Origin of the sequence: Burkholderia sp. BCC0044 (assembly GCF_902832955.1) — a bacterium.
GTDB lineage: Bacteria > Pseudomonadota > Gammaproteobacteria > Burkholderiales > Burkholderiaceae > Burkholderia.
On sequence record NZ_CADFDO010000002.1, the window covers coordinates 1384852 to 1403334 of the forward strand.

Here is an 18483-nt window from a genome sequence, read left to right on the forward strand (position 1 = left end):
ACACGGGCGGCTGCCGGGCGTGACCCGGCGATTGCGGACACGCAGGTCCGGGATGAGTGAACCACCGGGCCGTTTTTCTTGCGCCGGCCGACCTCTACATTGTCGCCAGACGTCGCCGGTCGTCGGCATGTTCGACCGAGGCTCATCAGGTCCTTTCCGAATTCCCTGTTGTGGAGAATCACCATGTCCAGGCTCTTTTCAAAAATCGCGGTCGGTCCGCACGAATTCGCGCACCGCGTCGTTCTGGCCCCGCTCACTCGCATGCGCGCCGAAACCGGCGCTCGCCCTGGCCCGCTGATGGCCGAGTACTACGCGCAGCGCACGTCGCCCGGCGCGCTCCTGATCGGCGAAGCCACGATCGTCGCGCCGAACGGCAACGGCTATCTGGGCGCGCCCGGCCTCCATGACGACAGCCAGATCGCGGGCTGGAAAGCCGTGACCGACGCCGTGCACGCGAAGGGCGGCCGGATCTTCCTGCAGCTTTACCATGCGGGCCGCCAGTCGAACGCCGCTCTGCAACCCGATGGCGCGCGCCCCGTGGGTCCTTCCGAAGTGCCGCACGGCGGCGTCGCCCATACCGATGCCGGCTGGGTCCCCAACACGCCGAACCGCGCACTGACGACCGCGGAAGTCGCCGGCATCGTCGAGCATTTCCGCGCGGCGGCCGAGCGCGGCATCAAGGCCGGCTTCGACGGCGTGGAACTCCACGCCGCCAACGGCTACCTGCTCGACCAGTTCCTGCAGGACGGCAGCAACAAACGCACCGACGAATACGGCGGCCCGATCGCCAATCGCGCGCGTCTCCTGCTGGACACCACGCGCGCCGTCATCTCGATCTGGGGGGCGGACAGGGTCGCGGTCCGTCTGGGGCCGAGCGGCTCGTTCGGCGACATGTCCGACAGCGACCCGCACGCGTTGTTTACCTACGTCGCGTCGGCGCTGGACACGCTTGGCCTTGCGTACCTGCATCTCATCGAGCCGCGCATCGCCGGTGCCTCGGAAGACGAGACACGCGACCAGAACCCGGTCGCCGCCAGGATGCTCCGCGCGCATTTCCACGGGCCCATCATCGTGGCGGGCGGGTTCGATGGAGACAGCGCCGAAGCCATCCTGCAGACCGGCGATGCCGATCTCGTCGCGTTTGGCCGGCACTTCATCGCCAACCCGGACCTGCCGGAGCGTCTGCGTCGCAAGCTGCCGCTGAACGCGTACGATCGCACGACCTTCTTCGGCGGCACCGACGTCGGGTACACGGACTATCCGGCCTACGCCGAGGAGCCCGTCGCGGCATGAGTCAGGCAGTCGCCACAGGATGTCTGATCGGGTAACCGGTCCGCACGCGCCTCTGGCGGCATTTTTTGCCCCGGGATAGACTGGCTCGCCGGGCGCACCGGCGAAGCCACATCGCCCGTTGTGCCGCAACGTCGATCGATGCCTCGCGCGCCCGCCAACCTCGGCCGCCCGCGCCTGCCGCGCGCCGGCGGCCGTCTGCAGGGTCGACGCGCAGTCTCGATGAGGTGGGGGCAAATGGATATCCTGCAGGCCATGAAAGTGTTCGCCCGCGTCGTGGAGACGAAGAGCTTCACGCGCGCGGCCGACACGCTGGAGATGCCGCGCGGCCGCGTGACCGTCATCGTTCAGGGCCTCGAAGCGCACCTGAAGACACGCCTGCTGCAGCGCACCACGCGCAGTCTCAATCTGACCGCCGACGGCGCGGCCTACTACGAGCGATCCGTGCGAGTCCTCGCGGACATCGACGATCTCGAGAATTCGTTCCTCGGCAAGGAGCGCACGCCGCGCGGCAAGCTGCGCGTGGACATGCCGGGCGCGCTCGGGCGCATCGCCGTGATGCCTGCGTTGAGCGATTTCAACGAGCGCTATCCGGAAATCGACCTGATGCTCGGCCTCGGGGACAAGCCGCTCGACCTCATCCAGGAAGGCGTCGATTGCGTGCTGCGCATCGGCGCGTTGCAGGATTCGTCGCTCGTCGCGAGGCGGGTGGGCATGTACCAGGGCATCACCGTCGCAAGCCCGGCGTACCTCGAGCGGGCCGGCACGCCGCAGACGCTGGACGAACTCGCCAACCACCGCGCGGTGAACTACTACTGGAGCCGCACGAGCCGAATCGCGCCGCTGACGTTCGAAGTGGACGGCAAGGCGGTCGAAGTCCGGATGCGCGGCGCCATTGCGGTAAACGATTTCGAAGCGTGGACCGTCGGCGCGCTGAAAGGCCTGGGGATCGCCCAGAGCGCCGGCTTCCTCGCGCAGCCCTACCTCGAATCGGGTGCGCTGGTCGAGATCCTTTCGCAATGGAAGCCGCCGCCGCAACCCATTTCCGCCGTCTATCCGCACAACCGCCATCTGTCCGCCACCGTCCGCGCGTTCATCGACTGGATCGCCGAACTCTTTCGCGACAACCCGTCGCTGCATGGCAGCCTGGCATCCGACGCACGGTACCGCGCGGCGAGCGCTGAAGTCGACGATGACGACATGGTCGACCTGCCCGCCGACGGCGAAGAGCCGATCGCGTAAGCGAACCCCGTCCGCGAGCGGCGCAGCATTGTTCTCGTCGAGAGAACACTGTTGAGGCAAGCTCGCGATTTATCGGCTTCGCGGTAACAACCAGAATGCGTTCATTGTTCAAGCAAACGAGAACGCACTGCGTTGCCTGGTATGTCTACCGTTCCCCTTTCCGGTTTGCTGGTCGAAGATGCGCGCATCGACGGCCATCGCCAACCGATCGACGTGCGCAGTTTCCGGCCGTCGACGCACAAGCATCCGCTGTCGATCGTCCTGTACTTCCACGGCGGCCTGTTCACTGCCGGCTCGCTCGACGATACCAACGTCATCTGTGAGGCGCTCGCGTCGCAAGCGCGTGCGTGGGTCCTGTCCGTCGGCTATTCGCTCGCGCCGGCCTTCCCTTTCCCGCATGCGGTCGAAGACGCGTATCGCGCGCTGCAGTGGGCATGCTCGGAAGCCCGGGGCAGGCGCGCGGACAAGCGGCAGATGGCCGTCGCCGGCCACGATGCCGGCGGCAACATCGCCACGGGCCTTGCCGCGATTGCGCGTGATCGCGGCACCGCGGGCATCCGTGCACAGGTGCTGCTCGCGCCGTTGCTCGATCCGAGCATGACGCGCATCGGGCAGTCGGCCGTCCACGCGACGCCTGCGATGGACACGCTGACGGCCAGCTACCGCGCGTACCTGCCCACGCTGTCGCAGCGTGTCCATCCGTACGCCGCGCCACTCGAATCGCGCCGCCTGACCCATCTGCCGGCCACGTTCATCGCGACGGTCGAGCACGATCCGCTGCATCCCGAAGCCGAACATTACGCCGCGTCGTTGATCGCCGCCGGCGTGCCGACGGAATGTGCGCGCTACGCCGGCACGACCCGCGCCGGCATCGCGACGCATGCACCCGTGCTGCTCGCCGTCGGCGGCTTCCTCCAACGCCATCTCGCGGGCAGTTGACGGCCTCGCATGCCTGTCAATGCCTTTCATCCACCAGGAGCGCGCATCATGAAACTCAACGGCAATACGATCTTCATCACCGGCGGCACGTCGGGCATCGGCCGCACGCTGGCGGAAGCGTTTCACCGGCTCGGCAACAAGGTCATCGTCGCCGGCCGCCGCAAGGCACTGCTCGACGAAGTCGCGAAGCAGAACCCGGGCATCGACACCGTCGAGCTCGATGTCGGCGACGCCGCGCAGATCCGCACGGTCGCCGCGCAACTGATCGCGCGCTATCCGACGCTGAACGTCGTGATCAACAACGCCGGCATCATGCCGTTCGACGATGCCGGCGGCCCACTCGACGACGAACAAGCCGTCAAGCTCGTCACCACGAACCTGCTCGGGCCGGTGCGCGTGAGCGCGGCATTCGTCGAGCACCTGAAGCAGCAGCCGGATGCGACGCTCATCAACAACAGCTCGGTGCTCGCGTATGTGCCGCTCGCCGCGACGGCGCTCTATTCGGCGACCAAGGCCGCGATCCATTCGTACACGTTGTCGCAGCGTTTCGCGCTGCGCGACACCAGCGTGCGCGTGCTGGAAATCGCGCCGCCGTGGGTCGACACCGATCTCGTGCACAAGAGCGGCGACCCACGCGCGATGCCGGTCGACGCGTTCGTCGCGGAAACGCTGAAGCTGCTGGAAACCGCGACGACCGAAGTCGTCGTCGAGGCTGCCAGGCCGCTGCGCGACAACGCGGGACCGAACGAACACGCGTTCGTCGGGCAATTCAACCAGTTCATCGTCGAGCATCCGATTCCGGTCGCATGACCGCGGCACGCGCTCGGCATTCGCAGCAAGAAGCCGTATCGAAGAGGCTTCCCCCCTCACCCTGACCTGTCGTTCCGCAGCATCCCTGAACTGAACGACATCCACAATCATCGGAGTCCGAATCATGAGCAAGGAACTGGAAGACAAGAACATCGCACTCGTGCTCGACGCGCTCGACACGTTGTTCAACGAGAAGGATTACGAGAAGGCCGCGCAGTTCTGGTCCGACACCTACGTCCAGCACAGCCGGCTCGTGCCGGCGGGCCGCGATGGCCTGTTCGGCCTCGTCGACTCGATGCCCGACCTGCGTTTCGAGTACGACATGGTGGCCGCCAACGGTGCGTTCGTGTGGATCCACAGTCGCTACAGCAATTCAGCGTCGCCGACCGCGCTGATCGGCGTGGATATCGTGCGGATCGAGGACGGGAAACTGGTCGAACACTGGGACGTGCTGCAAGATGAAGCGTCGCGCGGCGAATCCGCCGGTGGCTATCCGATGTTCGGCGACACGTTCCGCAACGAACGCTGAGCCGAATGCGGCAACCGCTCGACACACGGAGGACGCAATGAGTACGCTGCTCGACCAGGCGATCCAGGCCCACGGCGGGCTTGAAAACTGGAACAGGTTCCGCACGGTTTCGGCGGAACTCGATATCGGTGGCGCCGTCTGGCACCTGAAGGGACAGCCCGGCCTGTTCCATGCGATCGAACTCGTCGCCGACCTGCGGCGCCAGCACGTCGCCATCGCGTCGCCGGCCGACGGCTGGCACGGCGCGTTCGAGCCGGACGTCGTCGGCATCGGCGCCCTGAACGGCGATACGCCCGAAACACGGCGCGCGCCGCGGGACGCCTATCGAGGCCATACGCAGCAGACCCGCTGGGATCGCCTGCATGCGCTGTACTTCACCGGCTACGCGCTCTGGAGCTACCTGACCATTCCGTTCCTCTACGCCAGCCCGGGCTTCCATACGGAAGCCCTGCCGGACTGGCACGAGAACGGCGAAACCTGGCGGCGCCTGAAAGTCACGTTCCCGGATTCGATCGCGAGCCACAGTCGCGAGCAGGTCTCCTATTTCGGCGAAGACGGACTGCTGCGCCGCCACGATTACACGGTCGACGTGATGGGCGGAGCGCGCGGCGCCAACTATGCATCCGGCTACCGCGATGTCCGCGGCGTGATGGTGCCGATGTCGCGCCGCGTCTTTGCCTACGACGATGCGACGCACAAGATCGACGAACCGCTGCTGGTGTCCATCGACATCCGCAGCATCGATTTCCATACCGAATAGGCGCACGCCGCCCTTCACATTGCAGGAGCATGACATGCAGAAGCAGGACAATCAGCCGTTGCTCGAACCGATCCGCATCGGCGATCTCGATTTACCGAACCGCATCGTGATGGCGCCGCTCACGCGGATGCGTGCGGCGAATCCCGAGCACGCACCGACCGCGTTGCATGCCGAGTACTACGCGCAGCGTGCATCCGCGGGGCTCATCATCAGCGAAGGCGTGTTCGTGAGCCCCGCGGGTTTCGGATGGGCCGACGTTCCCGGCTTGTGGAGCGACGCGCAGGTGCACGGCTGGCGGCTGGTGACGGATGCCGTGCATCGCGCGGGCGGCCGCATCGTTGCGCAACTCTGGCATACCGGTTCGATCGGGCATCCGGATTTTCATGACGGAAAGGCGCCGCCGTCTGCGTCGGCGGTCAACCCCGGGCAGCAGAGCGTCACCGCGTCCGGCCGCCAGGACACCGTCGTGCCGCGCGCGATGGAAAAAGACGAGATCCGTCGCACCGTCGCCGATTTCGGCCGGGCGGCCCGCAACGCGATCGCGGCCGGTTTCGACGGCGTGCAGGTCCAGGGCGGCTATCACTACCTGTTCAACCAGTTCCTCAACGTCCGCACCAACCTGCGCACGGACGAATACGGCGGCTCGGTCGAGAACCGTGCACGCTTCCTGTTCGAAGTCGTCGAGACCGTCGTGGAAGCAGCCGGCTCGCACCGGACCGGCATCAAGACCGGGCCGGCCACCTCCGAGACGGGTGCGTTCGTTTCAACCGACGAAACCCTGGCGACCTCCGAATACGTGATCGGCCGGCTCAACGAATTCGATCTTTCGCACCTGCTGCTGATGGGTGCGATGGCGGACTTGTCGGCCACGCCGCTGGCGCGGCTCGCCGGCGACGGCATATTCCGCCACTTCCGCGACCTCTATCGCGGCAACATCATCGCCAACGTCGATTTCGACCGCGCGAACGGCAATCGACTCATCGACGCGGGGCTGGTCGACATGGTCGCGTTCGGCCGCCCGTTCATCGCCAATCCGGACCTGCCGGAACGCTTCGCGGTCGATGCACCGCTGGCCGAAGTCGTCTGGCCGACGGTGTATGGCGCGACCGCCGACGGCTATACCGACTACCCCGCCCTTCACGCGCTGACGGCGTAGTGCGGCGGCGAGTGGCAGGACGCGTGCTGCGACGATACGGTACGAAACGTTGCAGCGCGCGTCGCCCTCATCCGGGCCCCGGCTCCGCCATGACCGCCGGGCTCGCCCGCGCTCGGCTAATCCTGCGCCGACGTCAACATGCTGTTCCCGTTCGCGCTTTGTGTCGCGGGCACCTCCTGCTGCATGACGTCCCAGTGCTCGGCGACCTTGCCGTTCTCCACGCGGAATATGTCGACGGCCACCAACGGTTCCGGTCCCCAGCCGACATAGCGGCCGTGGATGCTGACGTAGTCGCCCTCCGCCACGGCGAGCCCCGGCTCATACCTGAAATCCGCCGGCAATTTGCCCAGCAGCGCCTTGATCGCGGCCGTTCCGTTCGGAATCTGCGGGTTGTGCTGTCGATAGTCATCGCTGAACAACCGGTCGAGCACGGCGGGATCGCGGTCGACGAACACGCCCGTGATCGCCTCGAGAACCAATGCCTTGTTTGCCGCCGCCTTGTCTGCTGTCGTCATTTCGCTGCTCCGATTCGTGATGGCTGTTGATTCGGGCGGCGTGGCCCGCCCAATAAAGGCACCGATCTGTTCCTTTACTCAGGATGGATGTCTGGTGTACTTTTGTCAACCACAATTGCGCGGAGGAGCCGGTGAGCAAGACGACCACGACCCCAAGACGGGGTGCACCCAGACGCGGCGAGCCTTCGGCACGCGAGCGGCTGGTCGAGACTGCGATCGAACTGTTCTATCAGCACGGGATACGCGCGATCGGCATCGACGCGGTGCTCGAACGCTCGGGCGTGTCGAAGTCGTCGCTGTATCGCACCTTCGCGTCGAAGGATGAACTGATCGCGGCATTCGCCGACGAGCAGAACCGCCGCTTCTGGGGGTGGTGGGATGCGATCGTTGCTGCTCATGCCGGCCGCCCGCGCGAGCAGATCGAGGCGTTGTTCGCGGGCGTTGCCGGCTTGATCTCGAGCCCGCAATTCCGCGGGTGCCCGTTCGTCAACCTCGCCACGGAGTTTCCCGACCGCGCACATCCCGGCACCGCCATTGCGTGCGACAACAAGACGGAAGTCCGCAACCGGTTGCATGCGCTGTGCCGGGAACTCGGCGCCGGAGACCCGATTCGGTTGGGCAACCAGCTTTCGCTGCTGATGGAAGGCGCCTATGCGTCCGCGCTGACATTGGGCAGCGCGGACCTGAAACAGGAACTCGTCGATGCGGCGCGACGATTGATCGACAGCGAGATCGGACAGCGCCACGACGCGCGTTGAATGGTCACTGGCCCGCTTCGCGAACGGCTACAACGATTGATCGTCGATGGCCACGAGTTGCCAGCATGAGCGCGACCGCTGGAACAGATAGCGAATCTTCCGGCCGTTGTCCGATCCGGCATATTCGACCTGGCCCGTCGTCTTGTTGTCCTGAGTGATGCGAACGACCTTGCCTTCCCGCCTGGCGCGCTCGATATCCATCATCAGCGGGTAGGACGCCTTTTTCTCAGTGACTTGTCGGGTCACCGGCTTGGGCTCCGGCCGGGCGGCGGCATCGACATGGGTGACGGCGAGGGGCCAGCGGGTGAACCGCGCCTGGATCGAAATCCTGCCCGAAAACGCGTTGACGAACGCACCGAGTTCGCTGGCGGGACAGGCCGATGGGTCGAGCAACGGCGCGTTGTCCGGGGCCGCCCCGGCCGGTTCCCGGTTGGCCGGCCCGTCGAGCCGCGTGACCGCCAAGACCGCCTCGACGACGCGGCGGTTTCCCTTCATGTAGGTCGTCGCCGCGATGTCACACACCGCATTCTGCCCGCATTCCTTTTGCGCCCGGGCCTCGGCCGCGGAGTCCGCTTCGAAGAAGCACGTCGGCTTGCCGTCCTTCTCCGTCGAGGAGCCGGCCGTGCCGGAGCCGGAATTGAACGTGCCGCTGCAAACGAAGAACTTCGGTGGAGACGGGTCCGTTACAAGGCGGGCCGAAGATTGGCCGGCCGCCGCATCACCGACCATGGCGACCACGGCGACGAGCATCACGGCACACCGGCTCATTGACAGTTGGATGCGAGACATAAGCGGCCGCCTCAGTTTGAAATTTCACTCGACCATGAAGGTGGCGTCGATCCTATCTCGAATGCATCACCTTCAATTGTTAAGAACTGCAAAATCAATTGGAAGTTTTTCCACAATAAACTTTGATGAAGCGAAGTGATATAACGGGACGGTCATCTTCACGAACATTGCGCAGAGGAATCGTCGTCAATGAAAAAGAATGGACTCCTTCCGGTCGTGGCGGTCGCGCTCGGCTGGCTCTTGTTGCCGACGCAGGCGTCCGCGCAGACCTATCCATGCGGAGGGGCCGGTCCCGGCGAGCGGGTCGTGGGCATGACACAAGGTGGTCTCGGCGTCGCGCCGAGCCCACTCTGCGCGCCCGATGACAGCCAATCGGCGCCCTCCGGTTCTTCCGGCGGGAAGGCGGTCGAACACGGCGACGGGTGGCTTCGCTACGAAGCCGAAACGCCGTCGAACACGCGATATACCGCCGTTGCCTGGCACGAAGATGCCGCTGACATCTGGGTCGTCGGCAATGTCGCCGATCGCAATGACGCCGCGCTCGCGGCAGTAGCCGCCTGCAACGCGGTGATGGGCAAGGGCTGCGAACTCGCCGGCACCTGGTGGAATGCGTCGGTGACGATCGTCCGTGACCGGTATGGTTCTTTTGCGATGGGTTGGGACGGCAACGGCGGCGCTCAAAGCAAACAGACGATGGCCGACTGCTCGGCACACCAGCTCGTGCCCTGCGAGGTCTTTGCCACGATTCCGTTGGGCAGCCGGCGTTCGCCCGATGTCTCGGCCCGCAAACGCTATGCGGCCTCCGCCTGGACGACCGATACGGCGAGAGATGACGGCAAGCTTTATGTCGCGAGCGGCTATCGCAGGCCCGATGACGCGACCAACGCCGCCATCAAGGCCTGCAGCGACGCCACCAAAGGCGCGTGCAAGCGCAATGCGTTCACCGGCAACGGCGTCATTCTCGCGTACCGGCTCAATGGCGGCGACAGCAGCGCGACCTCCGAGAACTCGGCAGCGCGTGCCGAGGCTGCCGCGCGAGCGGCCTGCAACAAGCAGGCGAACAAGAGCTGCGAGATCCAGGCCGTGTTCGACAGCCGCCGGCCGGGCCTCTTCGTCCACGACTTCAAGACCGGTCAGACCCGCTAGCCGCAGTCGTCGGACCCGCGCAACAACAGCGTGACGGGCGGTTCCCGCGGCAACGCCCGAGCTTTCGCCGCGCTCCGATTCCCCATGAGGCGTCGGACGACGTTTTCGACGAGTCCCTGGCCAAGGCCCGCGCCTGCGACCGGTGCCTGGCGGGATTACGCCGCCGCGTAGCGATTGCGCGGATAACTCACGTCGAGATGGTCGCGCAAGGTTGCGCCTCGATACTCGGCACGAAACAGACCACGCGCCCGAAGGATCGGCACCACCTGCTCGACGAAGTCCGTGAATGCCGTTGGCGTGCCGCCGCCGACGATGAAGCCGTCCGCGGCGTCGGCCTCGAACCATTCCTGCAAGCCGTTCGCGACGTGCTCCGGCGTACCGATGAAACGCGGCCGCGGGGCAGCCGCTTCGAGCGCGACCTGGCGCAACGTCAGTCCGCGCTCGCGCGCGTTGCGCTTGATCTCGTCGGTCCCGCTGCGGAAACTGTTGCTGCCGAGGTCCCCGAGTTCCGGAAACGGCGCGTCGAGCGGATATTGGCCGAAATCGTGATGTTCGAAAAAGCGCCCGAGGTGGTCGAGCGCGCTGCCGACCGTGATCAGTTTCAGGCTCTCCTGGTATTGCTGCTCCGCGTCCTCGGCCGTCTTCCCGACGATCACGCCGATCCCCTGGAAAATCTTCAGCTCGTCGGGGTCGCGGCCTTGCTCGATCACCTGCTGCTTGAGATCCGCATAGAATTCGCGCGCCTGAGCGAGCGTGTCGTGATGAGTGAAGACGGCATCCGCATGCGTGGCCGCGAGTTGCTTGCCGGCATCGGACGCGCCGGCCTGGAACAGGATCGGGCGAGCCTGCGGCGTGCGCCCGACGTTCAGCGGCCCCTCGACCGAGAAATACTTGCCCTTGTGATCGAGCGTATGGAGCTTGGCTGGATCGAAGAACACGCCGCTCTCGCGGTCGCGCACGAACGCGTCTTCCTCCCATGAATCCCAGAGCCCCTTCGTCACTTCGAGATATTCGTCGGCGATCCGGTAACGTTCGTCGTGCTCCGGATGCTCGGTGCGCGAAAAATTCCGTGCGGAACCTTCGAGCGGCGACGTCACGACGTTCCAGCCTGCGCGCCCGCGGCTCAGGTGGTCCAGGCTCGCGAACTGCCGCGCAACCGTGAACGGCTCGCTGTACGACGTCGACAGCGTCCCCACCAGCCCCACCCGCTCGGTGACGGCCGACAGTGCCGACAGCAGCGTGAGCGGCTCGAAACGATTCAGGAAGTGCGGGATCGATTTCGCGTTGATATGCAGGCCGTCCGCGACGAACACGAAATCGAACTTCGCGGCCTCGGCCTGGCGGGCCACGCGCTTCGCGAAATCCGGGTTGATGCTCGCATCGATCACCGCGTCGGGATGGCGCCACCCGGCGTAATGTCCGCCGGGACCGTGGATCGTCGCACCAAGATGAATCTGCCTGGAACGCCCGTTCTGCCGCACTGTCTGCGTTTCGCTCATGATTGGTATTCGTTGGTTCTACTGAGGTAGATGTAAAGACGCTTCCCTCACGATCTCGGTTTCATCGGTGCCGAGATTGCGGAAATAGCGACTGCCCGTTGTACGGCGATCCATCGTCGAGCGCTGAAGCCCGAGCAATCGCCGACGCCTTCGAATGACTCACTGCGAGAACTGCTCGCTGCCGATCAACCCGATCTTCGTCGCCCCTTCGCGCTGCGCGGAGGCCAGCACTTCGGCCACCGCCTTGTACGGCGCGGATTTGTCCGGGCGCAACCGGATTTCGTCCTGGTCGGCCTCGGCCGCCACCTCGCGGAACTTCGCGTCCAGCGCGGCCGCGCCGCCCACTGCCGCGCCGTTCCAGTTGACCGTGCCGTCCGCGCCGATGTCGATCTGCACCACCTGGGGCGGATGCGGCGGCACCGGCGGATTCCCGACCGGCAGGTTCATCTTCACCGAATGCATCTGGATCGGAATGGTGATGATCAACATGATCAGCAGCACCAGCATCACGTCGATCAGCGGCGTGGTGTTGATGTCGACCATTACTTCGGGCTCGTCCCGGCCTGCGCCGGCGCCTGCGTTCATACCCATCGTCCGAACTCCTTAGCCGCCGCGTGCGGGCGGTTGCGTGATGAAGGCGACCTTGCCGATCCCGGCGCGCTCGCACGCGGTCACCACCTTGCCGATGTACTGATACGGCGTGGCCTGGTCGCCGCGCACGTGCACGTCCGGCTGCGGCGCCTGCGCCGACACGTCTTTCAGCCGGGCCACCAGCGTCGGCACATCCACATGCTCGGTGCCCCAGAAAACGTCGCCCTGCCGGTTCACCGCGATCTCGATGCTTTTCGGTTGCGTCTGCAGCGGCTGCACGCGCTCCGCCGGCAACTGCACCGGGATCGTGTGGGTCACCACCGGGATCGTGATCAGGAAGATGATCAGCAACACCAGCATCACGTCCACGAGCGGCGTCGTGTTGATCGCCGAGATGACCTCGTCGTTGTCGTCACTGCCGACACTGATTGCCATGGCGCGCCCCGCTTACGACTGAACCGCCAGCGCCTGCGGCGACTGTGCGGGCGGCGTCGCGACGCCGCCCGCCGCGCGCCTGCCGCCCGCGAGCAATACGGTGTGCAGTTGCGCGCCGAAATCGCGCACACGCTCCATCACGGACTTGTTGCGGCGCACGAGGAAGTTGTAGCCGAGCACGGCCGGCACGGCCACGGCCAGGCCGATCGCAGTCATGATCAGCGCCTCGCCCACCGGGCCGGCGACCTTGTCGATCGACGCCTGGCCCGCGATGCCGATCGCGGTCAGCGCGTGATAGATGCCCCATACGGTGCCGAACAGGCCGACGAACGGCGCGGTGGAACCCACCGTGCCCAGAAACGCCAGGCCGTCCTGCAGCCGGTTCGACACGCTCGTGATCGAACGCTCGATGTTCAGGTCGATCCAGGTATTGCGGTCGACCGAATCGAGCAGCGCGGTGTCGTGGTGTTGGCCCGCTTCGATCGCGTTCTCGGCGATGAAGCGAAACGGCGACGCATCGTCGAGCTGGGCCGCGCCCTCGGCCAGCGTCGGCGCATTCCAGACCTGCTCGTCGGCCGATTTCGCGCGGCCGTTCGCCCGCGCCTGCTCGACGAACTTGGTGATCATGATGTACCAGCTGCCGAGCGACATGACCACGAGCAGCCCGAGCACGAAGCGGGCGACAAAGTCGCCGTTTGCCCACAGCGCGCCCAGCCCGTACGGATTCTCGACGGTCGCCGACGTCGCGGGCTCGGGCGGCGGCACCGCGCGGTCGGCCGCACTTGCGGCGGCCGGCGTCGCCGCGGTCAGCGCCACGCCGGAAGCCGCCTGGCTCGGCGTGGATGCCGCGCCTTGCTGTGCCAGCACGGCTTGCGGTGCGGCCAGCGTGCCGCCAATGCCGCCCGCGATCATCAGGCTTGCCGCGACTGCGGCGCGAAAGTGCTTACTCATGAGGACTCCGTATGCGTCATGTGTCGATTCGAAAAACGGCCCGGTCGAACGGCTTGCCGTGGCCTGCATCAATTCAGGTTGAAGGAAAACGGGACGCGCACGCGCACGGGCTCCCCCTGCGCAATGCAGTGAAACCGCTTGACCGCGTTGAGCGCCGCACGATTGAGCACCGGGTCGGCCGGCTGCGCGACCCGCAGGTTCGCGACGCGACCGTCCGGGTCCACCGTGAACTCGATCGTGACGTCGCCCGTGATGTTGTTGTCCTGCGCCTCCGTCGGATAGACGATCGACGACCGGACTTCATCCGAATTCGGGCAGACCACGCCGATCTCGCGGTTCACCGGCTTCGCGACCGGCACCGGCGCCGGCGCGGGCGGCGCCTCGTGCACGGGGGCGCTCGGCGCCGGCACGTCCTGGTGCGTGATGGTCGGCGGCGGCGCCTGCACGCGCACCTCGGGCGGCGGCACGAACGGCGGCGGCGGCGGTGCCACGCGCGGCTTCGACACGACCTTCTCGACCGGTTTCGGCGGAGGGGGCGGCGGCGGCGGCTTCACCGGCACGATGATCCGGGTTTCGATCGGTTGCTGGACGATCTGGACGACCCGCGTCGCAAGGCCATTCACGAGCGCCCAGATCAGCAGGAGATGCAGGACGATGGCAATCGCGATGCCGCCGAAGCGACGGACCGGATGAGTCTGCTTGTTGCCGAAGCGGCGCGGGCGGCCGATCGTCGCGAGCCGGGATTGAGAGGCGGTGGTCATGTTCGGTTCACTTGCAACGAGGTCGAAGGTGCGTCGCGGACTTCGATCACGTACTCCATTCGATGGAAGCTCATGTCGATCGCATCAGGCCGCGGCGGGCTCTCGCCGGCCAGCCGGCTGCCAGCCGAGTGCCGGCGCGATACGCGTGACGAAGTCCTCGAGAATCTGCCGGTAGTTCTCGAACGGCAGGTCGTAAGGCAATTCGAGGCGCAGCTCCCGCACCTGTCCGACCACTGGGTCGGCCAGTAGCCGCTCCACGATCTCGTCCGAGGTGCCGACGAGATCCGGCGCGAACAGCGTGCGCCGCTCGCCCTGCGGCGCGAGCGTGCGCGCATGGCGGCCGTCGGCAAACGCGCGATAGCGTTCGCGCTCGCGGGCATTTGCACCGTCCGTCGGCACGATCACGCGGCCCAGCGCGATACGCGGAGGAGCGGCTTCGCTCCAGTGCGCGCGGTACAGCTCGAGCTGCCGGAGCTGCGCGTCGACGTAACTGTCCGTCCCCTCGCCCGTCGTCAGATTGCCGATCAGCAGGTTGAAGCCGTTTCGGGCGGCCCACTCGATCGAGCGTCTCGATCCGCCTCCGTACCATAGCCGGCCCGTCAATCCGGGCGCATAAGGGCCCACGCGCGGCCGCACGCGGCCCGCGGCCGACTCCACGAACGTGTCGTCGTCGCCGAGCCAATCGCCGGCGAGATTGCGGCGCAGGCGCGCCACCCGCGCGTGCGAGAAGTCGACCAGATCCGGATCGGTGTCGAACAGCCGCTCGCCCAGCAGCGCGCCGTGATTCGGCGCGCCCGCGCTGAGTCCGACGTTGAGCCGTCCGCGCGACAGCACGTCCACGGTCGCGAGATCCTCGGCCAGCCGGAACGGATTCTCGTAGCCCATCTGGATCACCGCCGCACCGAGTCCGATCCGCGTCGTCCGCTGGCTCGCCGCCGCGAGAAACGTGGCGGCCGACGATACGGCGCGCTCGAGATGGCGCTGCCGCACCCACGCGCTGTCGTAACCGAGCGCCTCGCCCACGCGGAACAGTTCGAGCGTCCGCTCGAATCCCGCGCTCGCGTCTTCGTCGGGATAGTTTCCCGGCGTCAGGAAGGCAATATGATCAATGCGTACGTTGCTCACCTTTTTCATCCTTCGTCATTTGCCGTGGTCCCGGTGCATGTCCACGGCATCACTACGACAGCACCTTGGACAGGAACTCGCGCGTACGCGGATGCGCGGGGGCCGTCAGCACCGCCGACGGCGGCCCCGACTCCACCACGCGCCCGCCGTCCATGAAAACGATCGTGTCCGCCACTTCCCGCGCAAAACCGATTTCGTGTGTGACGATGATCAGCGTGGTGCCGGAACGGGCGAGCTGACGAATCACGTCGAGCACTTCGTTCACGAGTTCCGGATCGAGCGCGGAAGTCGGCTCGTCGAACAGCAACACCTTCGGCTTCAGCGCCAGCGCGCGTGCGATGGCGACGCGCTGCTGCTGCCCGCCGGACAACTGACGCGGCCACGCGTCGGCCTTGCCGGCCAGCCCCACCCGGGCGAGCAGCGCGCGTGCTTCCGCTTCCGCCTGCGCACGCGACAGGCCGGCCGCGACCGGCGCCTCGACGATGTTCTCGAGCACGGTCAAATGCGGGAACAGGTTGAAGCTCTGGAACACCATGCCGACTTCGGCGCGGCGGCGCAGGATGTCCTTTTCCTTGAGCTCGTAAAGCGTGCGCCCGTCGCGGCGATAGCCGACCAGTTCGCCGTCGATGTCGATGAACCCCTCGTCCACGCGCTCCAGATGGTTGATGGTGCGCAACAGCGTCGACTTGCCCGATCCCGACTGCCCGAGCACGACGGTCACGCTCCCCGACGGAATCGCCAGCGACACGTTGTCGAGCACCTTCAGCGATCCGAAGCTCTTCGATACGCGATGAATGCCGACGGCCGCGCCGACACGCTGCTTCGCCCACCCGGCCGCCTCCGCGCCCGGCGCGGCGGCGTCGTCCGGCCGCGCGTCAGCCGCCGAGCCGCGGAACAGCAGCGCCTCGGCCGCGACACGGGCTCTGCGCAGAATGGCGAAGAGGCCCGACACGGCGACCGGGTCGCGCGTCGCGCCGCGCGCATAGTGGCGCTCGATATGCACCTGGATCGCCGATAGCGCGGTCAGGATCACCAGATACCAGACGGTCGCGACCATCAGCATAGGGATCACTTCGAGGTTGCGGTGGTAAATGATCTGCACCGTGTAGAACAGGTCCGGCATCGCGAGGATATAGACGACCGCCGTGCCCTTCGCGAGCCCGATCACGTCGTTGAACGCGGCCGGCAGGATCGCGCGCATCGCCTGAGGCAACACGATGCGCCAGGTCTGCCGCGCGCGCGGCAGCCCGAGCGCGGCCGCGGCCTCGCGCTGCCCGTGTTCGACCGACAGGATGCCGCCGCGGATCGCCTCCGCCGCGAACGCGGCCTGGGTCAGCGTGAGCCCGAGAATGGCCGCCATGAACGGCGTGATCAGGTCGGTGGTCGGCCCGTGCAGGAACACGATGTCCGTGAACGGGATACCCAGCCTGACCGTGTCGTACAGATAGCCGAGGTTGTTCAGCAACAGCAGCAGAACGATGGTCGGAATCGAGCGGAACAGCCAGGTGTACGCCCATGAGCACGACGACAGCAGCGGCGAACGCGAGAGCCGCGCGAGCGCGAGCGGAATGGCCAGCGCGAAGCCGAGCACCGCGCCGAGCGCCGTCAACAGCAGCGTCTGCCCGAGGCCCGCGAGCACGGCCTCCGAGAAAAACCAGTGAGCAAAGACGTGCCAACCCCAGCGCGGGTTGCCGAGCACCGAATAGAGCACGGCCGCGATCAGCACGATCGCCGCGACGGTGCCGGCCGTTCTCGCCGGATAGCGGGCGGGAACGACGCGGTAATCCGCATGGTCGGGGTCGATCGGCGCCGCGGCATCGGGCACGAAGGGTGCGTGGCCGGCAATCCGGGAGAGATCGTTCATCACGCAGTCTCTGCGGTGGCGTAGCGGCTCACGCGACGCGGCAAGCCGAGATGGTCGCGCAGCGTGGCGCCCGGCAACGCACGGTGATAGCGGCCCCGCGCTTCGAGGGCGGGAATCACGTGACGGACGAAATCGTCGAGCCCTTCGGTCTGCACCTGGAAGCCGAGGATGAAGCCGTCGGCCGCGCCGGCGTCGAACCAGCGGATCAGTTCGTCCGCGACTTCCTCGCCGGTACCGATGAAGCCGGGCTTCGGCGTGGCGACCTCGAGCGCCACTTCCCTGAGCGTCGAGCCGTTTTTCCTGGCCTCTTCCTTGATGCGATCGGTCGTGGAACGGAAGCTGTTCCTGCCGAGTTCGCCCAACTCCGGAAACGGCGCGTCGAGCGGATACTGCGAAAAATCGTGATGCTCGAAGAAGCGGCCGAGGTAGGCCAGCGCCTCGTCGATCGTGAGCAGGTCGCGAATCGCGCGGTACTTCTCGTCGGCTTCTTCGCGCGTCGCGCCGACGATCGGCCCGACGCCGGGGAAGATCTTCACGTCGGTTCGTGCGCGGCCGTGCGCCACCGCGCTGTCGCGCACGCGTTCGGCGAATACGCGCGTCTCGTCGAGCGAAGGCGCATGGGTAAACACCGCATCGGCATACTTGCCGGCCAGCGCGATGCCGGCATCCGACGATCCGGCCTGGAAAATCACCGGCTGCCCTTGCGGCGAGCGCTGGATGTTCAGCGGCCCGGCCACGTTGAAAAAGCGGCCCTTGTGATCCAGCGTGTGCAGTTTGTCGCGGTCGAAGAAGCGGCCGGTCGCGCGGTCGCGCACGAAGGCATCATCGTCCCAGCTGTCCCACAGGCCTTGCACCGTTTCCAGATATTCGTCGGCGATCTCGTAACGCAGCGCGTGATCCGGATGCTCGCCACCGTAGTTCTTCGCGGACCCTTCGAGCGGCGACGTCACGACGTTCCAGCCGGCACGGCCGCCGCTGATCAGGTCGAGCGATGCGAACTGGCGCGCCACGGTGAACGGATGGCTGTACGACGTGGACAGCGTGCCGGCCAGCCCGATCTTCGATGTCGCCGTCGCAAGCGCGGACAGGATCGAGATCGGCTCGAAGCGGTTCAGGAAATGCGGGATCGATTTCTCGTTGATGTAGAGGCCATCGGCGACGAACACGAATGCCACGCCGTTCGCTTCGGCCTTCTGCGCGATGCCGGTCACGAAATCGATATTGACGCTCGCATCGGCGGGGCCGGCCGGATGCTTCCACGAATTCATGTGGCCGCCGGCGCCGTGAAGGATCAGTCCGAATGTCAGGTTACGTTGGGTCATG

At 66.3% G+C, this 18483-nt stretch carries 19 protein-coding genes; 9 read left to right on the plus strand and 10 right to left on the minus strand.

What is annotated here, in order from left to right; genetic code table 11:
* The first annotated feature begins 183 nt into the window (after positions 1 to 183).
* The 7 genes from HWX14_RS14675 to HWX14_RS14705 all read left to right on the plus strand — a co-directional run bounded on the left by HWX14_RS14675 (position 184) and on the right by HWX14_RS14705 (position 6726).
* Positions 184 to 1293 carry an alkene reductase gene (locus HWX14_RS14675; RefSeq protein ID WP_175883371.1) on the plus strand — a complete coding sequence of 370 codons (1110 nt, stop codon included), beginning with the start codon at positions 184 to 186 and terminating at the stop codon, positions 1291 to 1293.
* A gap of 252 nt (positions 1294 to 1545) precedes the next feature.
* Entirely contained in the window at positions 1546 to 2532 is a 987-nt protein-coding gene (locus HWX14_RS14680) for a LysR family transcriptional regulator (RefSeq protein WP_244130225.1), read from the plus strand.
* 141 nt (positions 2533 to 2673) lie between these two features.
* The gene (locus HWX14_RS14685; protein ID WP_175883373.1) at positions 2674 to 3471 is read left to right on the plus strand and encodes an alpha/beta hydrolase; all 798 of its coding nucleotides are present in this window, start codon (positions 2674 to 2676) and stop codon (positions 3469 to 3471) included.
* 48 nt (positions 3472 to 3519) lie between these two features.
* Complete coding sequence (locus HWX14_RS14690; protein ID WP_175883374.1) at positions 3520 to 4281, plus strand: SDR family NAD(P)-dependent oxidoreductase; 762 nt, start codon at positions 3520 to 3522, stop codon at positions 4279 to 4281.
* 124 nt (positions 4282 to 4405) lie between these two features.
* Entirely contained in the window at positions 4406 to 4810 is a 405-nt protein-coding gene (locus HWX14_RS14695) for a nuclear transport factor 2 family protein (RefSeq protein ID WP_175883375.1), read from the plus strand.
* A 37-nt stretch (positions 4811 to 4847) separates the two neighbouring features.
* A complete protein-coding gene (locus HWX14_RS14700) occupies positions 4848 to 5570 on the plus strand; it encodes a hypothetical protein (protein WP_208456179.1) in 723 nt (240 codons plus the stop codon).
* A gap of 34 nt (positions 5571 to 5604) precedes the next feature.
* Positions 5605 to 6726, plus strand: a complete 1122-nt coding sequence (locus HWX14_RS14705) for an alkene reductase (RefSeq protein WP_175883376.1) — start codon at positions 5605 to 5607, stop codon at positions 6724 to 6726.
* 116 nt (positions 6727 to 6842) lie between these two features.
* Here the strand turns inward: HWX14_RS14705 and HWX14_RS14710 are convergent, their stop codons facing one another.
* Complete coding sequence (locus HWX14_RS14710) at positions 6843 to 7241, minus strand: nuclear transport factor 2 family protein (protein ID WP_175883377.1); 399 nt, start codon at positions 7239 to 7241, stop codon at positions 6843 to 6845.
* A 131-nt stretch (positions 7242 to 7372) separates the two neighbouring features.
* Between HWX14_RS14710 and HWX14_RS14715 the strand changes: the two genes are divergently transcribed.
* Positions 7373 to 7999, plus strand: coding sequence for a TetR/AcrR family transcriptional regulator (locus tag HWX14_RS14715; protein WP_208456180.1), 627 nt, complete (start codon positions 7373 to 7375; stop codon positions 7997 to 7999).
* A 27-nt stretch (positions 8000 to 8026) separates the two neighbouring features.
* Here the strand turns inward: HWX14_RS14715 and HWX14_RS14720 are convergent, their stop codons facing one another.
* Positions 8027 to 8749, minus strand: a complete 723-nt coding sequence (locus HWX14_RS14720) for a hypothetical protein (protein WP_175883379.1) — start codon at positions 8747 to 8749, stop codon at positions 8027 to 8029.
* A gap of 228 nt (positions 8750 to 8977) precedes the next feature.
* On the opposite strand from HWX14_RS14720, the gene HWX14_RS14725 reads away from it, so the two are divergent.
* Positions 8978 to 9934 (plus strand): DUF4189 domain-containing protein, encoded by a 957-nt coding sequence (locus HWX14_RS14725; protein WP_175883380.1) that lies wholly within the window; start codon positions 8978 to 8980, stop codon positions 9932 to 9934.
* A gap of 155 nt (positions 9935 to 10089) precedes the next feature.
* Here the strand turns inward: HWX14_RS14725 and HWX14_RS14730 are convergent, their stop codons facing one another.
* The 8 genes from HWX14_RS14730 to HWX14_RS14765 all read right to left on the minus strand — a co-directional run bounded on the left by HWX14_RS14730 (position 10090) and on the right by HWX14_RS14765 (position 18482).
* Positions 10090 to 11433 (minus strand): LLM class flavin-dependent oxidoreductase, encoded by a 1344-nt coding sequence (locus HWX14_RS14730; protein WP_175883381.1) that lies wholly within the window; start codon positions 11431 to 11433, stop codon positions 10090 to 10092.
* Positions 11434 to 11592: 159 nt separating this feature from the next.
* Entirely contained in the window at positions 11593 to 12024 is a 432-nt protein-coding gene (locus HWX14_RS14735; protein ID WP_175883382.1) for a biopolymer transporter ExbD, read from the minus strand.
* A 12-nt stretch (positions 12025 to 12036) separates the two neighbouring features.
* A complete protein-coding gene (locus HWX14_RS14740; protein WP_175786302.1) occupies positions 12037 to 12459 on the minus strand; it encodes a biopolymer transporter ExbD in 423 nt (140 codons plus the stop codon).
* 12 nt (positions 12460 to 12471) lie between these two features.
* Complete coding sequence (locus HWX14_RS14745; protein ID WP_175883383.1) at positions 12472 to 13410, minus strand: MotA/TolQ/ExbB proton channel family protein; 939 nt, start codon at positions 13408 to 13410, stop codon at positions 12472 to 12474.
* A 68-nt stretch (positions 13411 to 13478) separates the two neighbouring features.
* Positions 13479 to 14171 (minus strand): energy transducer TonB, encoded by a 693-nt coding sequence (locus tag HWX14_RS14750; RefSeq protein ID WP_175883384.1) that lies wholly within the window; start codon positions 14169 to 14171, stop codon positions 13479 to 13481.
* A gap of 84 nt (positions 14172 to 14255) precedes the next feature.
* Positions 14256 to 15296, minus strand: coding sequence for an LLM class flavin-dependent oxidoreductase (locus HWX14_RS14755; protein WP_208456181.1), 1041 nt, complete (start codon positions 15294 to 15296; stop codon positions 14256 to 14258).
* A gap of 52 nt (positions 15297 to 15348) precedes the next feature.
* A complete protein-coding gene (locus HWX14_RS36755; RefSeq protein WP_175883386.1) occupies positions 15349 to 17160 on the minus strand; it encodes an amino acid ABC transporter permease/ATP-binding protein in 1812 nt (603 codons plus the stop codon).
* On the minus strand, positions 17160 to 18482 hold the full coding sequence (locus HWX14_RS14765) for an LLM class flavin-dependent oxidoreductase (protein ID WP_175883387.1): 1323 nt from the start codon (positions 18480 to 18482) through the stop codon (positions 17160 to 17162). The genes HWX14_RS36755 and HWX14_RS14765 overlap by 1 nt, the downstream gene beginning before the upstream one ends.
* Between the last annotated feature and the right edge of the window lies 1 nt (position 18483).